17 protein-coding genes are annotated in these 15,093 nt (G+C 67.3%); 12 read left to right on the top strand and 5 right to left on the bottom strand.

The annotated features are described in order from the left end of the window. Position 1: 1 nt before the first annotated feature. The 3 genes from ACQKIE_RS06545 to ACQKIE_RS06535 all read left to right on the top strand — a co-directional run bounded on the left by ACQKIE_RS06545 (position 2) and on the right by ACQKIE_RS06535 (position 3,745). Positions 2–127 (top strand): hypothetical protein, encoded by a 126-nt coding sequence (locus ACQKIE_RS06545; protein WP_427457059.1) that lies wholly within the window; start codon positions 2–4, stop codon positions 125–127. 33 nt (positions 128–160) lie between these two features. Beyond that, positions 161–1,051 carry a cytochrome c oxidase subunit 3 gene (locus ACQKIE_RS06540; RefSeq protein WP_427457057.1) on the top strand — a complete coding sequence of 297 codons (891 nt, stop codon included), beginning with the start codon at positions 161–163 and terminating at the stop codon, positions 1,049–1,051. A 93-nt stretch (positions 1,052–1,144) separates the two neighbouring features. Continuing rightward, positions 1,145–3,745, top strand: a complete 2,601-nt coding sequence (locus tag ACQKIE_RS06535; RefSeq protein ID WP_427457055.1) for a TIM-barrel domain-containing protein — start codon at positions 1,145–1,147, stop codon at positions 3,743–3,745. Between the two features lie 79 nt (positions 3,746–3,824). On the opposite strand, the gene ACQKIE_RS06530 is transcribed toward ACQKIE_RS06535, so the two are convergent. Further along, complete coding sequence (locus ACQKIE_RS06530; RefSeq protein ID WP_427457053.1) at positions 3,825–4,061, bottom strand: twin transmembrane helix small protein; 237 nt, start codon at positions 4,059–4,061, stop codon at positions 3,825–3,827. Between the two features lie 41 nt (positions 4,062–4,102). Here ACQKIE_RS06530 and ACQKIE_RS06525 point away from each other — a divergent pair, with 41 nt between their 5' ends. The 4 genes from ACQKIE_RS06525 to cyoE are packed head-to-tail and all read left to right on the top strand — an operon-like array spanning position 4,103 to position 7,460. Beyond that, positions 4,103–4,813 carry an SURF1 family protein gene (locus ACQKIE_RS06525; protein WP_427457051.1) on the top strand — a complete coding sequence of 237 codons (711 nt, stop codon included), beginning with the start codon at positions 4,103–4,105 and terminating at the stop codon, positions 4,811–4,813. Positions 4,814–4,831: 18 nt separating this feature from the next. Then, positions 4,832–5,398, top strand: coding sequence for a hypothetical protein (locus tag ACQKIE_RS06520; RefSeq protein ID WP_427457049.1), 567 nt, complete (start codon positions 4,832–4,834; stop codon positions 5,396–5,398). Continuing rightward, entirely contained in the window at positions 5,398–6,546 is a 1,149-nt protein-coding gene (locus ACQKIE_RS06515; protein ID WP_427457047.1) for a COX15/CtaA family protein, read from the top strand. The genes ACQKIE_RS06520 and ACQKIE_RS06515 overlap by 1 nt, the downstream gene beginning before the upstream one ends. Next, complete coding sequence (gene cyoE / locus ACQKIE_RS06510; RefSeq protein ID WP_427457045.1) at positions 6,543–7,460, top strand: heme o synthase; 918 nt, start codon at positions 6,543–6,545, stop codon at positions 7,458–7,460. Before ACQKIE_RS06515 ends, cyoE begins: the two co-directional genes overlap by 4 nt. Before the next feature lie 21 nt (positions 7,461–7,481). On the opposite strand, the gene ACQKIE_RS06505 is transcribed toward cyoE, so the two are convergent. Both ACQKIE_RS06505 and hemH read right to left on the bottom strand, forming a co-directional pair. Beyond that, positions 7,482–8,318 carry an alpha/beta fold hydrolase gene (locus tag ACQKIE_RS06505; RefSeq protein WP_427457042.1) on the bottom strand — a complete coding sequence of 279 codons (837 nt, stop codon included), beginning with the start codon at positions 8,316–8,318 and terminating at the stop codon, positions 7,482–7,484. After that, positions 8,311–9,429: a ferrochelatase gene (gene hemH, locus ACQKIE_RS06500; protein WP_427457040.1), complete on the bottom strand. Its 1,119-nt coding sequence runs from the start codon at positions 9,427–9,429 to the stop codon at positions 8,311–8,313. The genes ACQKIE_RS06505 and hemH overlap by 8 nt, the downstream gene beginning before the upstream one ends. A gap of 110 nt (positions 9,430–9,539) precedes the next feature. Between hemH and ACQKIE_RS06495 the strand changes: the two genes are divergently transcribed. Genes ACQKIE_RS06495 through ACQKIE_RS06475 form a run of 5 tightly spaced genes read left to right on the top strand, consistent with a single transcriptional unit; the run spans position 9,540 to position 12,325 of the window. After that, complete coding sequence (locus ACQKIE_RS06495) at positions 9,540–10,226, top strand: lipid-binding SYLF domain-containing protein (RefSeq protein ID WP_427457038.1); 687 nt, start codon at positions 9,540–9,542, stop codon at positions 10,224–10,226. A 45-nt stretch (positions 10,227–10,271) separates the two neighbouring features. Further along, positions 10,272–10,517, top strand: a complete 246-nt coding sequence (gene tatA / locus ACQKIE_RS06490) for a twin-arginine translocase TatA/TatE family subunit (protein WP_427457036.1) — start codon at positions 10,272–10,274, stop codon at positions 10,515–10,517. Positions 10,518–10,530: 13 nt separating this feature from the next. Further along, positions 10,531–10,947: a Sec-independent protein translocase protein TatB gene (gene tatB / locus ACQKIE_RS06485; RefSeq protein ID WP_427457034.1), complete on the top strand. Its 417-nt coding sequence runs from the start codon at positions 10,531–10,533 to the stop codon at positions 10,945–10,947. Continuing rightward, a complete protein-coding gene (tatC, locus tag ACQKIE_RS06480) occupies positions 10,934–11,692 on the top strand; it encodes a twin-arginine translocase subunit TatC (protein ID WP_427457032.1) in 759 nt (252 codons plus the stop codon). The genes tatB and tatC overlap by 14 nt, the downstream gene beginning before the upstream one ends. A gap of 3 nt (positions 11,693–11,695) precedes the next feature. Further along, positions 11,696–12,325: a hypothetical protein gene (locus tag ACQKIE_RS06475; RefSeq protein WP_427457030.1), complete on the top strand. Its 630-nt coding sequence runs from the start codon at positions 11,696–11,698 to the stop codon at positions 12,323–12,325. Positions 12,326–12,328: 3 nt separating this feature from the next. On the opposite strand, the gene ACQKIE_RS06470 is transcribed toward ACQKIE_RS06475, so the two are convergent. Together ACQKIE_RS06470 and ACQKIE_RS06465 are read right to left on the bottom strand one after the other, a co-directional pair. Next, the gene (locus ACQKIE_RS06470) at positions 12,329–13,672 is read right to left on the bottom strand and encodes a S41 family peptidase (RefSeq protein WP_427457028.1); all 1,344 of its coding nucleotides are present in this window, start codon (positions 13,670–13,672) and stop codon (positions 12,329–12,331) included. A 14-nt stretch (positions 13,673–13,686) separates the two neighbouring features. Beyond that, positions 13,687–14,859: a murein hydrolase activator EnvC family protein gene (locus ACQKIE_RS06465; protein ID WP_427457026.1), complete on the bottom strand. Its 1,173-nt coding sequence runs from the start codon at positions 14,857–14,859 to the stop codon at positions 13,687–13,689. Between the last annotated feature and the right edge of the window lie 234 nt (positions 14,860–15,093).

Genomic DNA, 15,093 nt, shown 5'->3' with positions numbered 1-15,093 from the left:
GATGCAGGGCACGACCGACGCCGAATTCGCCGCGCGCCGCAAGCGCGCACGCCGCACCGCCCTCTTCGCGGGCGGTTTCGCGGTGGCCGTGTTCGTGCTGTCGATCGTGCAGATGCTGAAGGTCTGACCGGCCAAAACAAGATATCCACGGGAAACCACCATGGGTCACCAGCAACAAGACGTCTATTTCGTACCGAGCAAGAGCTACTGGCCGATCGTGGCCGCGATCGCCATGTTCGTCACCGTGTACGGTGCCGCGCACTGGTTGAACGCGCAGCCAGGCGAGGGCGGCATCGGCAAGCCGCTCTTCTGGGTCGGCATCGCCATGGTCCTGGGCATGTTCTTCGGCTGGTTCCGCTCGGTGATCAACGAGTCGCTGGCGGGTAACTACAACGGCCAGGTGGACCGCTCGTTCCGTATGGGAATGATGTGGTTCATCTTCTCCGAAGTGATGTTCTTCGGTGCCTTCTTCGGCGCGCTGTTCTACGCCCGCATCTTCTCGGTGCCCTGGCTGGGTGGCGAAGGCCACGGCGTGCTCACCCACCAGTTCGTCTGGCAGGGCTATGAAGCCGCATGGGGCGCCAGTGGTGGCGGCGGCCCGGAAAAGATCGGCGGCTCGTTCCAGACGATCGCGGCCTGGGGCCTCCCGCTGCTCAACACCCTGATCCTGCTTTCCTCGGGCGTGACGATCACCATCGCGCACCATGCGCTGAAGGCCGGCCACCGCAAGGCGCTGCTGATCGGCCTGGGTGCGACGGTGCTGCTGGGCTGCCTGTTCCTGTGGTTCCAGGCGCACGAGTACGCGGAAGCGTACGAGCACTTCAACCTCACGTTGGGCAGCGGCGTCTACGGCGCCACGTTCTTCATGCTCACCGGCTTCCACGGCATGCACGTGACGCTGGGCACGATCATGCTGGCGATCATCTGGATCCGCTGCGCGAAGGGCCACTTCTCGAAGGACGACCACTTCGGCTTCGAAGCCGTCGCGTGGTACTGGCACTTCGTCGACGTGGTATGGCTGGCGCTGTTCCTCTTCGTCTACGTGCTCTGATCCAAACGAACCCGCCGCGAGGCGGGTTTTTTTGCTGACCCGTTTAAATCGATCTCATGCTAGGTTCGGAGGACTTGGTAGGGGAGTTTCCGCATGAAGTTGCTTCACCTGGCCGGCGCGTTCGCGCTGCTCGCGTCCGCGATCGCAGCGCCGCTGCACGCCACCGATGCGCCCGTCGTCAGCGGCAATGCTCGCTTCACGGTCCTCACGCCGCGCGTCATCCGCATGGAGTATTCGCCCAGCGCGCAGTTCGAGGACGCGCCGTCGCTCGTCTTCACCACGCGCGACAAGGCGCCGGATGCGAAAGCCAAGGTCAGCCATGAGAAGGGCTGGTTGGTCGTCCGCACGGACGTGCTGACGCTGCGCTACAAGGAAGGCTCGGGCGCCTTCACCGCCGCCAACCTCGGTATCGCGTCGAAGACGACGAAGCCCGCCATCGATTGGCATCCCGGCCTCAAGGAATCCAGCAACCTCGGTGGCACGGCGCGCACGCTCGACCAGGTGGATGGCGATCGCCATGCGTCGGACAACTCGCTGCTCGACCTGGGAGATGGCCTCATCTCGCGCGACGGCTGGCACCTCGTCGACGACACCGGCAGCTTCGTCCTTGGCAACGAGAAGCTGCCCTGGGTGCACCGCCGTGCCTGCCAGGACTGTACCGACGACACCTTCTTCGGCTACGGCCACGATTACACCGCGGCGCTGGGCGATTTCGCCCAGATTGCCGGCCGTGAGCCGCTGCCGCCGCGCTATGCCTTCGGTTACTGGTGGTCGCGCTATTGGAATTACAGCGACGACGAACTGCGCGACCTCGTCGGTCATTTCAACCGCTACGGGATCCCGCTCGACGTGCTCGTCATCGACATGGACTGGCACCGTACCGATGGCCTGTCGTGGATCCACCCGAAGAAAGACGTCAACGGCCAGAGCATGGGCTGGACGGGCTACACGTGGAACCGCAGCCTCTTTCCGGAGCCGGGACGCCTGTTGCACTGGCTCGGCGCGCAGGGACTGAAGACGACGCTCAACCTGCATCCGGCTTCCGGCATCCTCCCGCACGAGGACGCGTACAAGGATTTCATGGCCGAGCTGAAGGCCGATCCGGCGAAGCCGCTGCCTTTCGAGGCGGCCGACGCGGCGTACATGGCGGCGTACTTCAAGACCGTGCTCGATCCGCTGAACGCCCTCGGCGTCACCTTCTGGTGGCTCGACTGGCAGCAGTGGAAAGAATCCAAGGCGATGCCCGGCCTGTCCAACACGTGGTGGCTCAACCATGTGTTCTTCACCCACATGCAGCAGGAAGGTCGCGGGCGCCCGATGATCTATCACCGCTGGGGCGGCCTCGGTAACCATCGTTACCAGGTCGGCTTTTCGGGCGACTCGATCATCTCGTGGGCCTCGCTGGCCTTCCAGCCGCGCTTCACCGCCACGGCGTCGAACGTGCTGTACGGCTACTGGAGCCACGACCTCGGCGGACACACCTTCCGCGACGAAAGCGATCCGGCCACGCGTCGCATCGATCCGGAGCTGTACATCCGTTGGATGCAGTTCGGCGCGTGGAGCCCCATCATGCGCACGCACACCACGAAGAATCCGAACCTCACGAAGGAACCGTGGCGCTTCGCCCCCGCGGAGTTCGACGCGCTGCGCGACACGGTCCTCACGCGTTACACCTTCCTGCCGTACACGTACACGATGGGTCGCAAGGCGTACGACACCGGCGTCTCGCTGGTGCGCCCGATGTACTACGCGTGGCCGGATAACGACGAGGCCTACACCGCGCGCGGCGAGTACATGTTCGGCGACGACCTGCTCGTTTCGCCGGTAGCCGCGGCGGGCGACGCCAATGGGTTCGCCGCGCACGACACGTGGCTGCCGGCAGGCAACTGGTTCGACACCGTCGACGGCGGCGTCGTGAAGGGCGGCCGCACGTTCGCCGGCCATTACCGCCTCGGCGAGATACCGGTCTTCGCCCGCGCGGGCGCCATCATCCCGACCAATACCGACCCGACCGTGAGCGTGGCCCATGACGGCGGCGCGCGCACCTTCCGTGTCTATCCCGGTGGAAACGGCAAGGCGGAACTGTACGAGGACGCGGGAGACGACGACACGTACCGCAACGAAGCCTTCGCGCGCACGGTGCTCACGTCCGAATGGTCAAAGCACGCGCTCCGGGTGCGGATCGCCGCTCGCGCGGGCAGCTATGCCGGCATGCCCACCTCGCGGCAGTGGTCCGTGGAGGTCGTGGGCTCAGCGGTACCGGCGAAGGTCACGGTGGATGGCGTGGCACTCAGCCGGTCGGACGAAGCGAAGCCCGGCACGTGGCGTCTCACCGGCAAGGACCTCACGTTGCACATGACCCTGCCCGCGCACGGTTACGACCAGGCGCAGGTCGTGGAGGTGACATGGCCGGATAACGCCCCGGACGTGAACGGCCTCGTCGGCCAGATGCGCGACGTCCGCGAGGCGGTGGCCTGGCTGAAGGCGCATTGGCAGGATGTGAATGGCGTTCCCGACGATGTCTCACTCGCCGCGCAGGCGGACCTGCTGATCGATTACCGCCCCGAGCGTTTCGTGGAGGAAGTCGCGGCGTTCCGCAAGCGCTATGCGCAGCTGGACAAGGCGCTGGAGCAGGGTGGCGTGCCCGCGGACATGCGGGCGGCCTTCAGGGCCCGATTGGGCGCCAGTCGCTGATTCGAAGGAACCCGCCGTGAGGCGGGTTCTTTTTGCGTATCGAATGCCGCACCGCGCCTTGGCCTCCCCGCCACAAGCGCTAGAATTGGCCAACCCCGTGGGGATGCAGCCAGCCCATGAAGATGCCCAGCGCCACCATGGCGATGAGCACCAGGGAGAGGCCGATGCGGCGGGTGAGGGCCCAGACCGTGCGCTTGCTCTGGCCCTTGTCGGTCATCATGAAGAACAGTGCCTGCCCGAGGTTGAACAACACCACGAGCAGCATGATCACCAGCGCGTATTTATAAATGGTTTCCACGTGATCGTTCCGCCCCATTGCGACAATCCGAGTATAGCCGTCGCCACGTGGGGTCTTGCATGACCTTCCTGCGCCGTCCGACGTGGTTCGCTGTCGCACTTACCATCGCCGGCATCCTGCTGTTCGTGCGCCTGGGCGTCTGGCAGCTCGATCGCGCCTCAGAAAAGGACGAACTGCTGCGGCGCTTCGCCGCAGGGGCGGCGGCCGGGGTCGAGGAATTCGGCATGGTGGCCGAGGCGCCGCCCGTGGATCGCTACCCGCGGCTCGACGTGCGCGGCAGCTTCATACCGGGCCACTATTACCTCCTGGACGACCAGACACACGCGGGGCAGGTCGGCGTGCACGTGTACGTGCCTTTCGCGCCCCGCGGCCGCGACCCGTACCTGCTCGTGGACCTCGGTTTCCTGCCCAAGGAGCGCGGCGCGAACCCCCGCCTGCCGCCGCTGCCGAGCGGGGAGACGCATGTGCGCGGGCTGTACGTGCCGCCGCCGGGCATCGGCATCCGGATGGGAGGCGACAGCCTGCCCGGCCAGCGCGGACCCGAGAAGACCATGATCTATGTGGACCTCAAGGAAATCGGCGCCGACCTGGGCCGCTCGCTGTATCCTCGCGTGCTGTTGCTGGATGCCGACCCGGCGAGCATCTACACGCGCGACTGGACGCCGGGCTTCATGCCGCCGGCCCGTCACCGCGCCTATGCCTTCCAGTGGTTCACCTTCGCCCTCGCGGCGGTGGTGATGTTCGTCCTCCTGCACCGCAAACGTCGCTGAGCCGCCGTCCGAGACCTCATGACCGATCCGAACGCACCTAACCCGACACTCCGCCGCGGCCGCCTCAAGCTGGTGCTGATCATGCTGGTGTTCCTCGCGCCGATCCTCGCCGCGGGCCTGCTCACGCTGTCCGGATGGCAGCCGCAGGGGAAGGGCAACGGCCAGCCGATCGTGCCGCAGCGCAGCCTGGCGAATGTCCATGTCGATGTCGACGGCAAGCCCTGGGCCTGGCGCGACAGCGAGCCGAGGCTCACGCTGGTCGCGCTGCCCGGTCCCGATTGCGCCGCCCGTTGCGTGCATACCCTCACGCTGATGCGCAACGCGCGCATCGTGCTCAACCGCAACGCGGATCGCCTGCGCCTGCTTTACATCGGAACGGCGCCCTCGGGCGCGGACGCCGAGGCCGTGATGCGCGACTACGCGAGCGGCAGCGATCCCGCCGATGCATTCGCCCCGTTCCGCCCGGTCGAGGCCGACAGCGTCGCGGCCGTGCTGGTCGAATCCAACGCCACCGCGCTCGCGTGGTACCCGGCCGGCTTCGATCCGAACGGCCTGCGCAAGGACTTGCAGAAGGTGATCCGCTGATGACGCCGCGTGCCGTGACCATTCTCCGTACGCTGGCCTTGCTGGCCGCGTTGTTCGCCTTCTGCGTCGTGATGTTCGGCGCCTTCGTGCGCCTGTCGAACGCCGGTCTTTCCTGTCCCGACTGGCCGACCTGTTACGGCAAGGCCACCTGGCCCGGTCATGCGCAGGACATCGCGCAGGCGAACCAGGCCTTCCCGGATCGTCCCTTCGAAACGCACAAGGCCTGGCGCGAGCAGGTGCACCGTTTCCTGGCCGGCAGCCTTGGCGTCATGGTGTTGGCGATCGCGCTCGTCGCGGCGTGGCGCCGCCGTTTCGCGGTGGCTGCCGTGCTCGTCGCCGCGGTGTTCGCGGCCGTGGGCGTCGTCATGTACATGCGCGGGGAGCACATCGTTTCCTCGTGCCTGTCCGCGCTGGCCATCGCCTTGCCGTTGCTGGCGGCCGCAAAGCTCGACAGGCCGGGCGCCTGGAAAGTGGGCGTCGCCACGCTGGCGGTCATCATCTTCCAGGCCATGCTCGGCATGTGGACGGTGACCCTGCTGCTGAAGCCGATCGTCGTGATGGGGCACCTCCTCGGCGGTCTCGCCACCTTCGCCCTCCTGGCGTGGGCCGCGTTGCGCTGGTGGCGGGTGGGTACGCCGGACGACCGCTTCGCCGCGCTGCGCGCGCCGGTGGCGATCGGCATCGTCGTCCTGGTGTGCCAGATCGCGCTCGGCGGCTGGACCAGCTCGAACTACGCCGCCCTTGCCTGCGGCACGGACTTCCCGAAATGCCTGGGGGAGTGGTGGCCGCAGACCGACTTCCCGCAGGCCTTCGTCCTCTGGCGCGGCGTCGGCGTGAACTATGAAGGCGGCGTGCTCGACATGGCCGCGCGCAGCGCCATCCAGATCGCCCACCGCATCGGTGCGCTGGTGACCTTCTGCTACCTCGGATGGCTTTCGCATCGCCTGGCCCGCGCCGGCCTGCGCAAGGTTGGCATCGCCGTGGGCGTCGTGCTCGTCGCCCAGCTGCTGCTGGGCATCGGGAACGTGCACCTCGGCCTGCCCCTGCCGGTGGCGACGGCGCACAATGGCGTGGCCGCGCTCTTGTTGTTCACCTTGCTGGCCGCGCTGGCGAGCACGCAGCGCCTGCCCGTGTCGGAGTCCCCGTGAGCGTCCTGGGTCAATACCTCGAACTGACCAAGCCGCGCGTGGTCGCGCTGCTGGTCTTCTGCGCCGTGATCGGCATGTTCCTCGCCGTGGACTCGAACGGGCAGCGCATGCTTCCCGGCTGGCATGCCGTCGTGTTCGGCACGCTCGGCATCTGGCTGGCCTCGGCGTCGGCCGCCGCGTTCAACCACCTGATCGACCAGCGCATCGACAAGCTGATGGCGCGCACCTCGCACCGCCCGCTGGCGACGGGGCAGCTCACGCCGATGCAGGTGTTCGTGTTCGCGATGACACTGGGCATCCTCTCGATGCTGGTGCTGGTGTTCCTGGTGAACATGCTCACCGCGGTGCTCACGTTCTTCTCGCTCATCGGTTACGCGGTGATCTACACGGCGTACCTGAAGCGCGCGACGCCGCAGAACATCGTCATCGGCGGTATCGCCGGCGCGGCGCCGCCCATGCTGGGCTGGACCGCCGTCACCGGATCGCTGCACCCATACGCGCTGCAACTCCTGTTGATCATCTTCGTCTGGACGCCGCCGCATTTCTGGGCGCTGGCAATCTTCCGCGTCGACGACTATTCGCGCGCGCAGGTGCCGATGCTGCCGGTAACCCACGGCGTCACGTACACGCGCTGGCACATCCTGTTCTACACGATCCTGCTGTTCGTGGTGACGCTCCTCCCGTTCTTCACCGGCATGAGTGGCCTCATCTACCTGTTCGGCGCCGTCGTGCTCGGCGCGGGCTTCCTCTGGTATGCCATCCGCCTGCTCAATCCGCCGGACGAGCTGTTCGCGATGAAGACGTTCAACTACTCGATCGTCTACCTGATGGTGCTGTTCGCCTTCCTGCTGGCCGACCACTGGCTCGTCGATCCGGTGATCCAGACAGGCTTCCGCTTCGAGCCGGTGGCGTAAGGACACCTGGCCTCCACGGGGTCAGATGGCGCCATGCAACCAGCTGGCGACGTCATCCGGCCGTTCGAGGTGCAGGTGGTGTCCGCCGTCCATGTGCGTGACGTGGATGTCCGCCACGCAATCGATGCGCACCTGCAGGGCTTCCGATTCCAGGTAAGGCGGGTGCGGTCGCGCAAGCAGCAGCGACGTCGGCGCGGCGAGGCCCAGCAACAGCGCCATCACCTGGGTCTCCGCCAGGCGGATTGCCGTGGGCCGTGACAGGCGCGGATCGCTGCGCCAGCTGTAACCGCCCTCCACCTCGCGCAAGCCACGCTCCACGATCGGTCGGGCCAGGGTTGCGTCGAGTCCGCTCGCCAGGGCTCGCGCGCGTGCGGCGTCGTCGATAGCGGGGAAGACGCGGAGCGGGCGGCTGCCCGCGGACGTCGACGCCATCGCTTCACGAAAGCGGTCGAGCGTGCGCGAGCCGTCGTCACCCAGGGGACCGAGGCCTTCGATGAGCGCGAGGCGGCGCACGCGCTCGGGCGCTGCGACCGCCACGAGCGTCGCCACGCCCGCGCCGAGCGAATGCCCGAGGAGGTGGAAGCGGGGCAGGGCGAGCGCATCGGCGGCGGCGAGCACGGCACGTGCGTAATCCACGTGCTGGTAGACGGTGCCCTCGGGCAGGTGCTGCGAGTGGCCATGGCCCGGCAGGTCGAGCGCGATCACCTGGAAGCGGTCGGCGAGGAGCGGCGCGAGGAGCGCGAAGCTCGCGGCATTGTCGAGCCAGCCGTGCAGCATCAGCAGCGGCTGCGCATCGGGTTCGCCCCAAGCCAGGGCGGCCAGTTCGAGCCCAGGGACCGAGACCTTCAGCTCACGCATCGCCACCTGCCTCGCTGATGACGTCGCCGACCGCGTTTCGCGCGGAGCCGGTGGTGCTCGTGCCTTCCGGCGAAAACTCCGGCCAGCCCTGCCCATGCCGTGACACGAGGTTGGCGAGCGCATCCACATGGGCGGGCGTGGCGTTGAGGCAGGGGATGTAGCTCAGGGTCTCGCCGCCGGCGTCGCGGAAGAACTCGGCATTCTGCATGGCGATTTCCTCCAGCGTTTCCAGGCAGTCCACGGCGAAGCCCGGGCTGATGACGTCGATCCGCTTGATGCCTTGGGCCCCGAACGCCTTCACCGTCTCGTCCGTGTAGGGATGCAGCCAGCGCTCGCGGCCCACGCGCGACTGGTAGCTGAGCGGTGCTTCCGCCTCCGACAGCCCCAGGGCCTCTCGCAGCAGTCGCGCTGTGGCCTGGGACTGGTCGAAATACGGATCGCCCTCGCGCACGTACCGCTCAGGGATGCCGTGGAAGCTCATCAGCAGCTTTTCGCCCCGCCCATGGGCGGCCCAGTGCCGCCGCACGCTGTCTGCGAGGGCGGCGATATAGCCGCCCTCGGCATGGTAATCGTTGATCTGGCGCAATTCCGGCGGCCAGCGCAGGCGCTTGATGGTGTCCGCGACGGCATCGAAGACGCTGCCGGTGGAGGTCGCCGAGTACTGCGGATACAGCGGCAGCACCAGGAGGCGGCGGACGCCATCGCGCTGCAGCGCCGCGATCGTTCCGCCGACGTCCGGCTTGCCGTAGCGCATCGCGAGCACGACCCGCACGGGCGCGGCGAGACGCGCCGTGAGTGCCTCCTGGAGTCCGGCGGCCAGCGCCTCGCTGTACACGCGCAGCGGCGAACCTTCCGGCGTCCAGATGCGGGCATAGGCGTGGGCGGAGCGCTTCGGTCGCACGCGCAGGATCACGCCGTACAGAATCGCCTTCCAGGCCAGGCGCGGGTAGTCGATGACGCGCGGATCGCCGAGGAACTGCGCGAGGTAAGGCCGCACCGCGGCCGCCGTGGGCGCCTCAGGTGTACCAAGATTAACCAGCAGCACGCCGACCTGCGGCGCATTGTCGTGGGATCGACCGGCTGGGCCGGTATAGTCGGGGTTACCTGGCATCGGCGTCCGGCGCTCGCGGGGATCGTTGCAGTCTGCCATACGGCGGCGTAGCGAGGCTCGCACGGACCGTCGCAACCGATGCCCATCCGCGCCACGAAAGGAGCCACCCGATGTCCCCACGTCTGTTCAGCCTGCTCGCCCTGGGATTGATGACCCTGCTGCCTTCGCTGGCCGCACAGGCGGCGGATCCGCCGAAGAAGCAGGCCCGGGAGGCGGTGCGGGTGCTCAAGGACATGGTCGAGGACGCCCCGGACAAGTCCCTGCCGACCGACATGCTGAAGAACGCGCACGCGATCGCGGTCATCCCCAAGATGGTGAAGGGCGGTTTCGTGTTCTCCGGTACCAAGGGCGAGGGCCTCATCTCCATCAAGCATGACGGCGTCTGGTCCAACCCGAACTTCATCTCGCTCGCCGGTGCCGGCTTCGGCTTCCAGGCGGGTATCCAGTCCGCCGACGTCATCCTCGTCTTCATGACGGACCGCGGCGTCAACGAGATCATCGACGGCAAGTGGACGATGGGCGCCAACGCCGGGGCCGCCGCCGGTCCCGTCGGTCGCTCCGCCACGGCGGCCACCGATGGACGGATGAACGCCGAGATCTACACCTACGCCCGGGCCAAGGGGCTCTACGCGGGCCTGGCCCTGGACGGCGCCCATTTCAGCATCGACGACGACTCCAACGAGGAAATCTACGGCCCCGGCATCACGGCGCGACGGATTTTCGAAGGCGGTGTGACGAACGTCCCGAGCGAGGTGGTCGAATTCAGGGATAAACTGGAGGAGTACACTAACCGCTGACCCACCGTCCCACCGGCCGCCGATCCAGGCGCCCTCGAGGTTCCCATGAGCATTACCCATATCGTCCTCCTGCTGCTCGTCGTCGTGCTGATCTTCGGCACGAAGAAGCTGCGCAACATCGGCTCGGACCTGGGCGGCGCCATGCGCGACTTCAAGAAGGGCCTGGACGGCGACGAAGAGGCACGCCAGCAGCGCGAGCGCGAGGAAAAGCTGCGCGCCGATCCGCCGGCGTCGACCCAGGTGCCGCCGGCCCACAGCGAGACCAGCGAGCCGCGCGACCGCGCTCCTTGATCCTGGCGGCGCCATGATCGACATCAGCCTCACCAAGCTGCTGCTCCTCGCGGTGGTGGCGCTCATCGTCCTCGGACCCGAGCGCCTCCCGCACGCCGCACGCACCGCCGGCGCCCTGTTGCGCCGGATGCGCAGCGGCTGGGACAGCGTGCGCGCCGAGGTCGAGCGGGAAATCCAGGCCGAGGAAATCAAGCGCACGCTGCGCGAGACCGCCGAGAACGCCCGCGCCACGCACGACAGCGTGCGTGAAGACATCCGTGCCACCGGCGCCGGCATCCGCGACACCGGCGAGCGCGTGCGTGACACCTTCACCGAAACACAGACGGCGCGCGCCGAGGGCCGCGAGCCCGACCCGGCGCTCGACATGCTCCCGCTGAAGCGGGGCGACGAGCCGGCCGCGCCCGGAAGCGATGCACATGACCGCACCTGAGCCCGATCCGTCGCCCGACGACGTGGTCGAAGAAGGCCTGTTCTCCCATCTGGTCGAACTGCGCTCGCGCCTCATGCGCGCCATCGTCGTGCTCCTGCTCGTCCTGCTGGCGCTGGTGCCGGTGGCCAACCACCTCTATGCCGAGCTGGCGAAGCCGCTGGTCGAGCGCATGCCGCAGGGCGCGCACCTGATCGCCACGGAAGTCGCGAGTCCCTTCGTCACGCCGCTGAAGCTGGCCTTTTTCGTCGCCCTGTTCATCAGCATGCCGATGATCCTGTACCAGCTCTGGGCCTTCGTGAGCCCGGGGCTCTATCGGCACGAGAAACGCCTGGCCCGGCCGCTCCTGGTGGCGTCGCTGGTGTTGTTCTATTCGGGTTGCGCGTTCGCGTATTTCATCGTGCTGCCCGCGGCGTTCAAGTTCCTCAACGCCGTCACTCCCGAGGGGGTGGCGATGATGACCGACATCACGCATTACCTCGATTTCGTCATGCTGATGTTCTTCGCCTTCGGCCTGTGTTTCGAGGTGCCGGTGGCGGTGGTGATCCTCGCGGCGATCGGCATCGTCGATGCCGAGAAACTCAGCAAGGGGCGCGGGTACGCCATCGTCGGCGCGTTCGCCATCGCCGCGTTCATCACGCCGCCCGACCTGCTTTCCATGATCATGCTCGCGGTGCCGATGTGCCTCCTGTATGAACTCGGCCTGCTCGCGGTGCGCTTCCTGCTGAAGCCTGCCGGGACGGAGTAGCGCATGGGCACCTCGATCGGCTGGCTCGCGGTGAAGGGCAGGAGCGGCGACGAGGTACTGGCGGCGCTCGACCTCGTGCCCAACGAGCAGACGGCGAGCCATCCGCGCCGCGGTTTCTCGCTGGCGCTGCCCAACGGCTGGTTCGCCGTCGTCACGCGCTTCGCCGCCCCGCTGATCGCCGACGACGCCATGCGCCGCCTCTCCCGCGGATGCGTCGTGGTCACCTGCGAATACGACGACCATGTCATGGTCAGTTCGTCCACCTGCTATGTGAACGGCTTGCGCAACTGGCGTGCCGAACACGATGGCCAGCAGGACGACACGCGCGACCTGTCCACGAGCGGCAGCCTGCCGGCCGCCTTCGACGCCATTCATGCACGCATCGAGGCGATGCAGGACGCGGCGGACGCCGAGGCCGACGACGTCGACCATTACTACTCGTTGCCGATCGAGCTCGCGCAGAGCGTGACGACCTTCCATGCCGACTTACCGGCATCGGCTTTCGGCGCGACGGCTTGCAAGGGCTGGACGCTCGTCGAAGCCATGGCCCCGCCAGCGCCCGATCCCGACCTGCCACGCAAGGTGCGCAAGGCCGTGGAGAAAGCCTCGCGCCCCTGGTGGAAGATCTGGTAGCCCTCAGCGGGTGTGGTTCAAGGCCATGCCCTTGAGGACGTTGAGTGCCTGCGACAAGGCGTAGTCCTCGATCGCCAGCTTGCCGTCGTCGTCCGCGCCGCTCTTGTCCTCGGCCGCGGCTTTCTCGTTCACGAGATGGTTCGGCAGGTCCGCTTCCGAACCGATCAACTGCGGCGGCGTGTCGGCCTTGTTGACCGCGAGATCGGCCAGGGCGATGTCGGGCTTGATGCCTTCCGCCTGGATCGACGTGCCGTTGGGCGTGTAGTAGCGCGCGGTGGTGATCTTCACCGCATGGGTTTCGTCGAGTGGCAACACGGTCTGCACGACGCCCTTGCCGAACGTGCGGCGTCCCATGATGAGCGCGCGATGGTTGTCCTTCAGCGCACCCGAGACGATTTCCGCGGCGGAGGCCGTGCCGTTGTCGGCGAGGATGACGATCGGCGCGCCCGCCAGCATGTCTCCCGGGTGCGCGTCGAAATGCAGGTTCGCGTCGGGCAGCCGGCCCTTCGTCGTGACGATGGTGCCGCCGTCGAGGAAGGTGTCCGACACACCGACCGCGGTCGTCAGCAGTCCGCCGGGGTTCGAACGCAGGTCCAGTACGGCGCCGCGCGGGGCGCCGTTCTTCTTGATGTAATCGCCCAGCTTCTTGTCCAGGTCGGAGGCGGTGTCTTCCTGGAACTGGCTGACGCGGATGTAGACGAAGCCGGGATCGAGTTGGCGCAGCTTCACGCTGGTGACGTTGATGCGCTCGCGCACCAGTGGCATGTCGATGGGCTTGTCCGACTTCTCGTGGAGGACGGTCAGGGTGATCTTGCTTCCCGGGTCGCCGCGCAGCTTCTTGAACGCCTCGTCGATGTTCTGGCTGTCGACGACCATGCCGTCCACTTTGAGGATGGTGTCGCCCGGCTTGATGCCCGCGCGCGACGCGGGCGTGTCGTCGATGGGCGAGACGATCTTCAACATGCCGTCGACCTGGAGCACCTCGATGCCGAGGCCGCCGTACTGGCCGGTGGTGTCCTCGTCGAGTTCGTCCAGGCCTTCCTTGTCGAGGTACTCGCTATGCGGATCGAGGTTCTGCAGCATGCCGCTGATTGCGGCATTCATGATCGTCTTGTTGTCGAGTTTCTCGACGTAGGCCTGCTGCACGATGTGGTACACCCGCGTGAAATTGCGAATGTCGTCGAGGCTGACCTCGCCGTCGGCGCTCTTGGCCACGGCCGCGGCGGTCGTCGACGACGCGGCCGGCGCGTCAGGTTGCTTCAGCGGCTTCTGCTGGGCCTGGGCCATGGGAACCGCCAGCGCGCCGAGGGCGAGCACGAGGGCGAGGCGAAGGGGGTGCTGGCGCATGCCGGTCTCCGGGGTCAATGCCGTTTGCTGAGCCAGCCGCGCGCATCGATGGGCTTGCCACCCTGGCGCAGCTCGAAATAGGCGCCGTTGTCGCCGGCGGGCGCCGCGGCGGTGCCGACGGATTCGCCGGCCTCCACCATGTCGCCCACGCCGTGCAGCAGCGTTTCGTTGTTGCCGTACATGCTCATGAATCCGTTGCCGTGGTTCACGATGATCATCATGCCGTAGCCGCGCAGGAAGCTGGCGAACACCACGCGTCCGCGAGCCACCGCCTTCACCTCGCTACCTCGCGGCGCCACGATGATGACGCCGTTGCCGTAGGCGTGCACCGGGCCGTTCGCCGGCCAGGGTAGGTTGCCGCGCAAGTTGGACAGGGGTGCCGCGGTGGGCGACCCCTTGGGGGTGGGCGCCGGCTCGGCCGCCTTGGCGGCTTCGTCGATCACCTTCTGCAGGCGGGCGACCAGGGCATTCATGTCCTGCTCGTTCTGTTTGAGGGCGGCCATCCGCTGGGCCTGGTCCTTGTATTTCGCGTCGGCTTCCGCGGCGAGCTTCTGTTGCGCGCCACGCTGCTTTTCCAGCTCCGCGGCGCGCTTCTCCCGCTCGGCGCGGCTGGCCTCGAGCTTCTGCTGTTCGGCCGTGATGGCGGCTTCGACCTCCTGCAGGCGGGAAAGATCCGCGAGCAGCCCCCGAATACGCTCCACCCGGTTCTCCTGGAAGTAGCGGGAGTAGGCGAGGGCGCGGGAAATGCGGTTCACGTCCTCGTCGCCCAGCAGCAACTGGAGGTCCGAGCCGCGTCCCAAGGTGTAGGTGGCGCGGAGGAGGTCGCCGAGGGCGCCCTTCTGCTTGTCGAGTCCGGCCTGCATGTCGGCCCGCTGGGCATTCAGTTGCTCGAGGTCGTGCCGGCGCTGCTCCAGTTCGGCCTCGGTGTCCCGAACGGCCTTCGCCGCCGCGGATACCTGCTCGGCCTGCTTCGCCAGCGCGGCGTTGGCGCTGTCCCGGGTGTTGGCGGTCTCGCGCTGCTCGCGGGTCAAGGCCTCGATGTCCTTGCGCACGCCTTCCAGCTTCTGCCGCGCCTCCTGTTGCTCCGCCCGGGTCTTCCCGTCCTGCGCGGCCCGGGCCGGCGGGAGGTTGGCGAAACCGAGGAGCGTGAGGGCGAGGGCGAGCGGGAGACGTGGGAGTAGGCGCATGCCGCGATTATTACCTACCCGGGTGCCTTCTCGCTGGTATGCCCCCGGACCGCCGTCCCATCCCCTTTGCCGCAAGTGGTCTTTTCCTAGGCCTCGTAAGAATTCCGTTTAGACGTCCAAATGCTTTGACGCAGCGCGTCAATTGTGCCAAGAATGGGTCCGCATGTTCCACGCGTGTACGTGAAGGTCGGCCGTTCCAGGCCGCGGGGCCCCGTGCACGCGCTACCCAGCGAA

The organism is Luteibacter sp. NPDC031894, from assembly GCF_050273135.1.
In the GTDB taxonomy this organism is placed as follows: Bacteria; Pseudomonadota; Gammaproteobacteria; order Xanthomonadales; family Rhodanobacteraceae; genus Luteibacter.
Note: the sequence above shows the minus strand (reverse complement) of the source record. Positions and strands in the feature narration are given on the sequence as shown.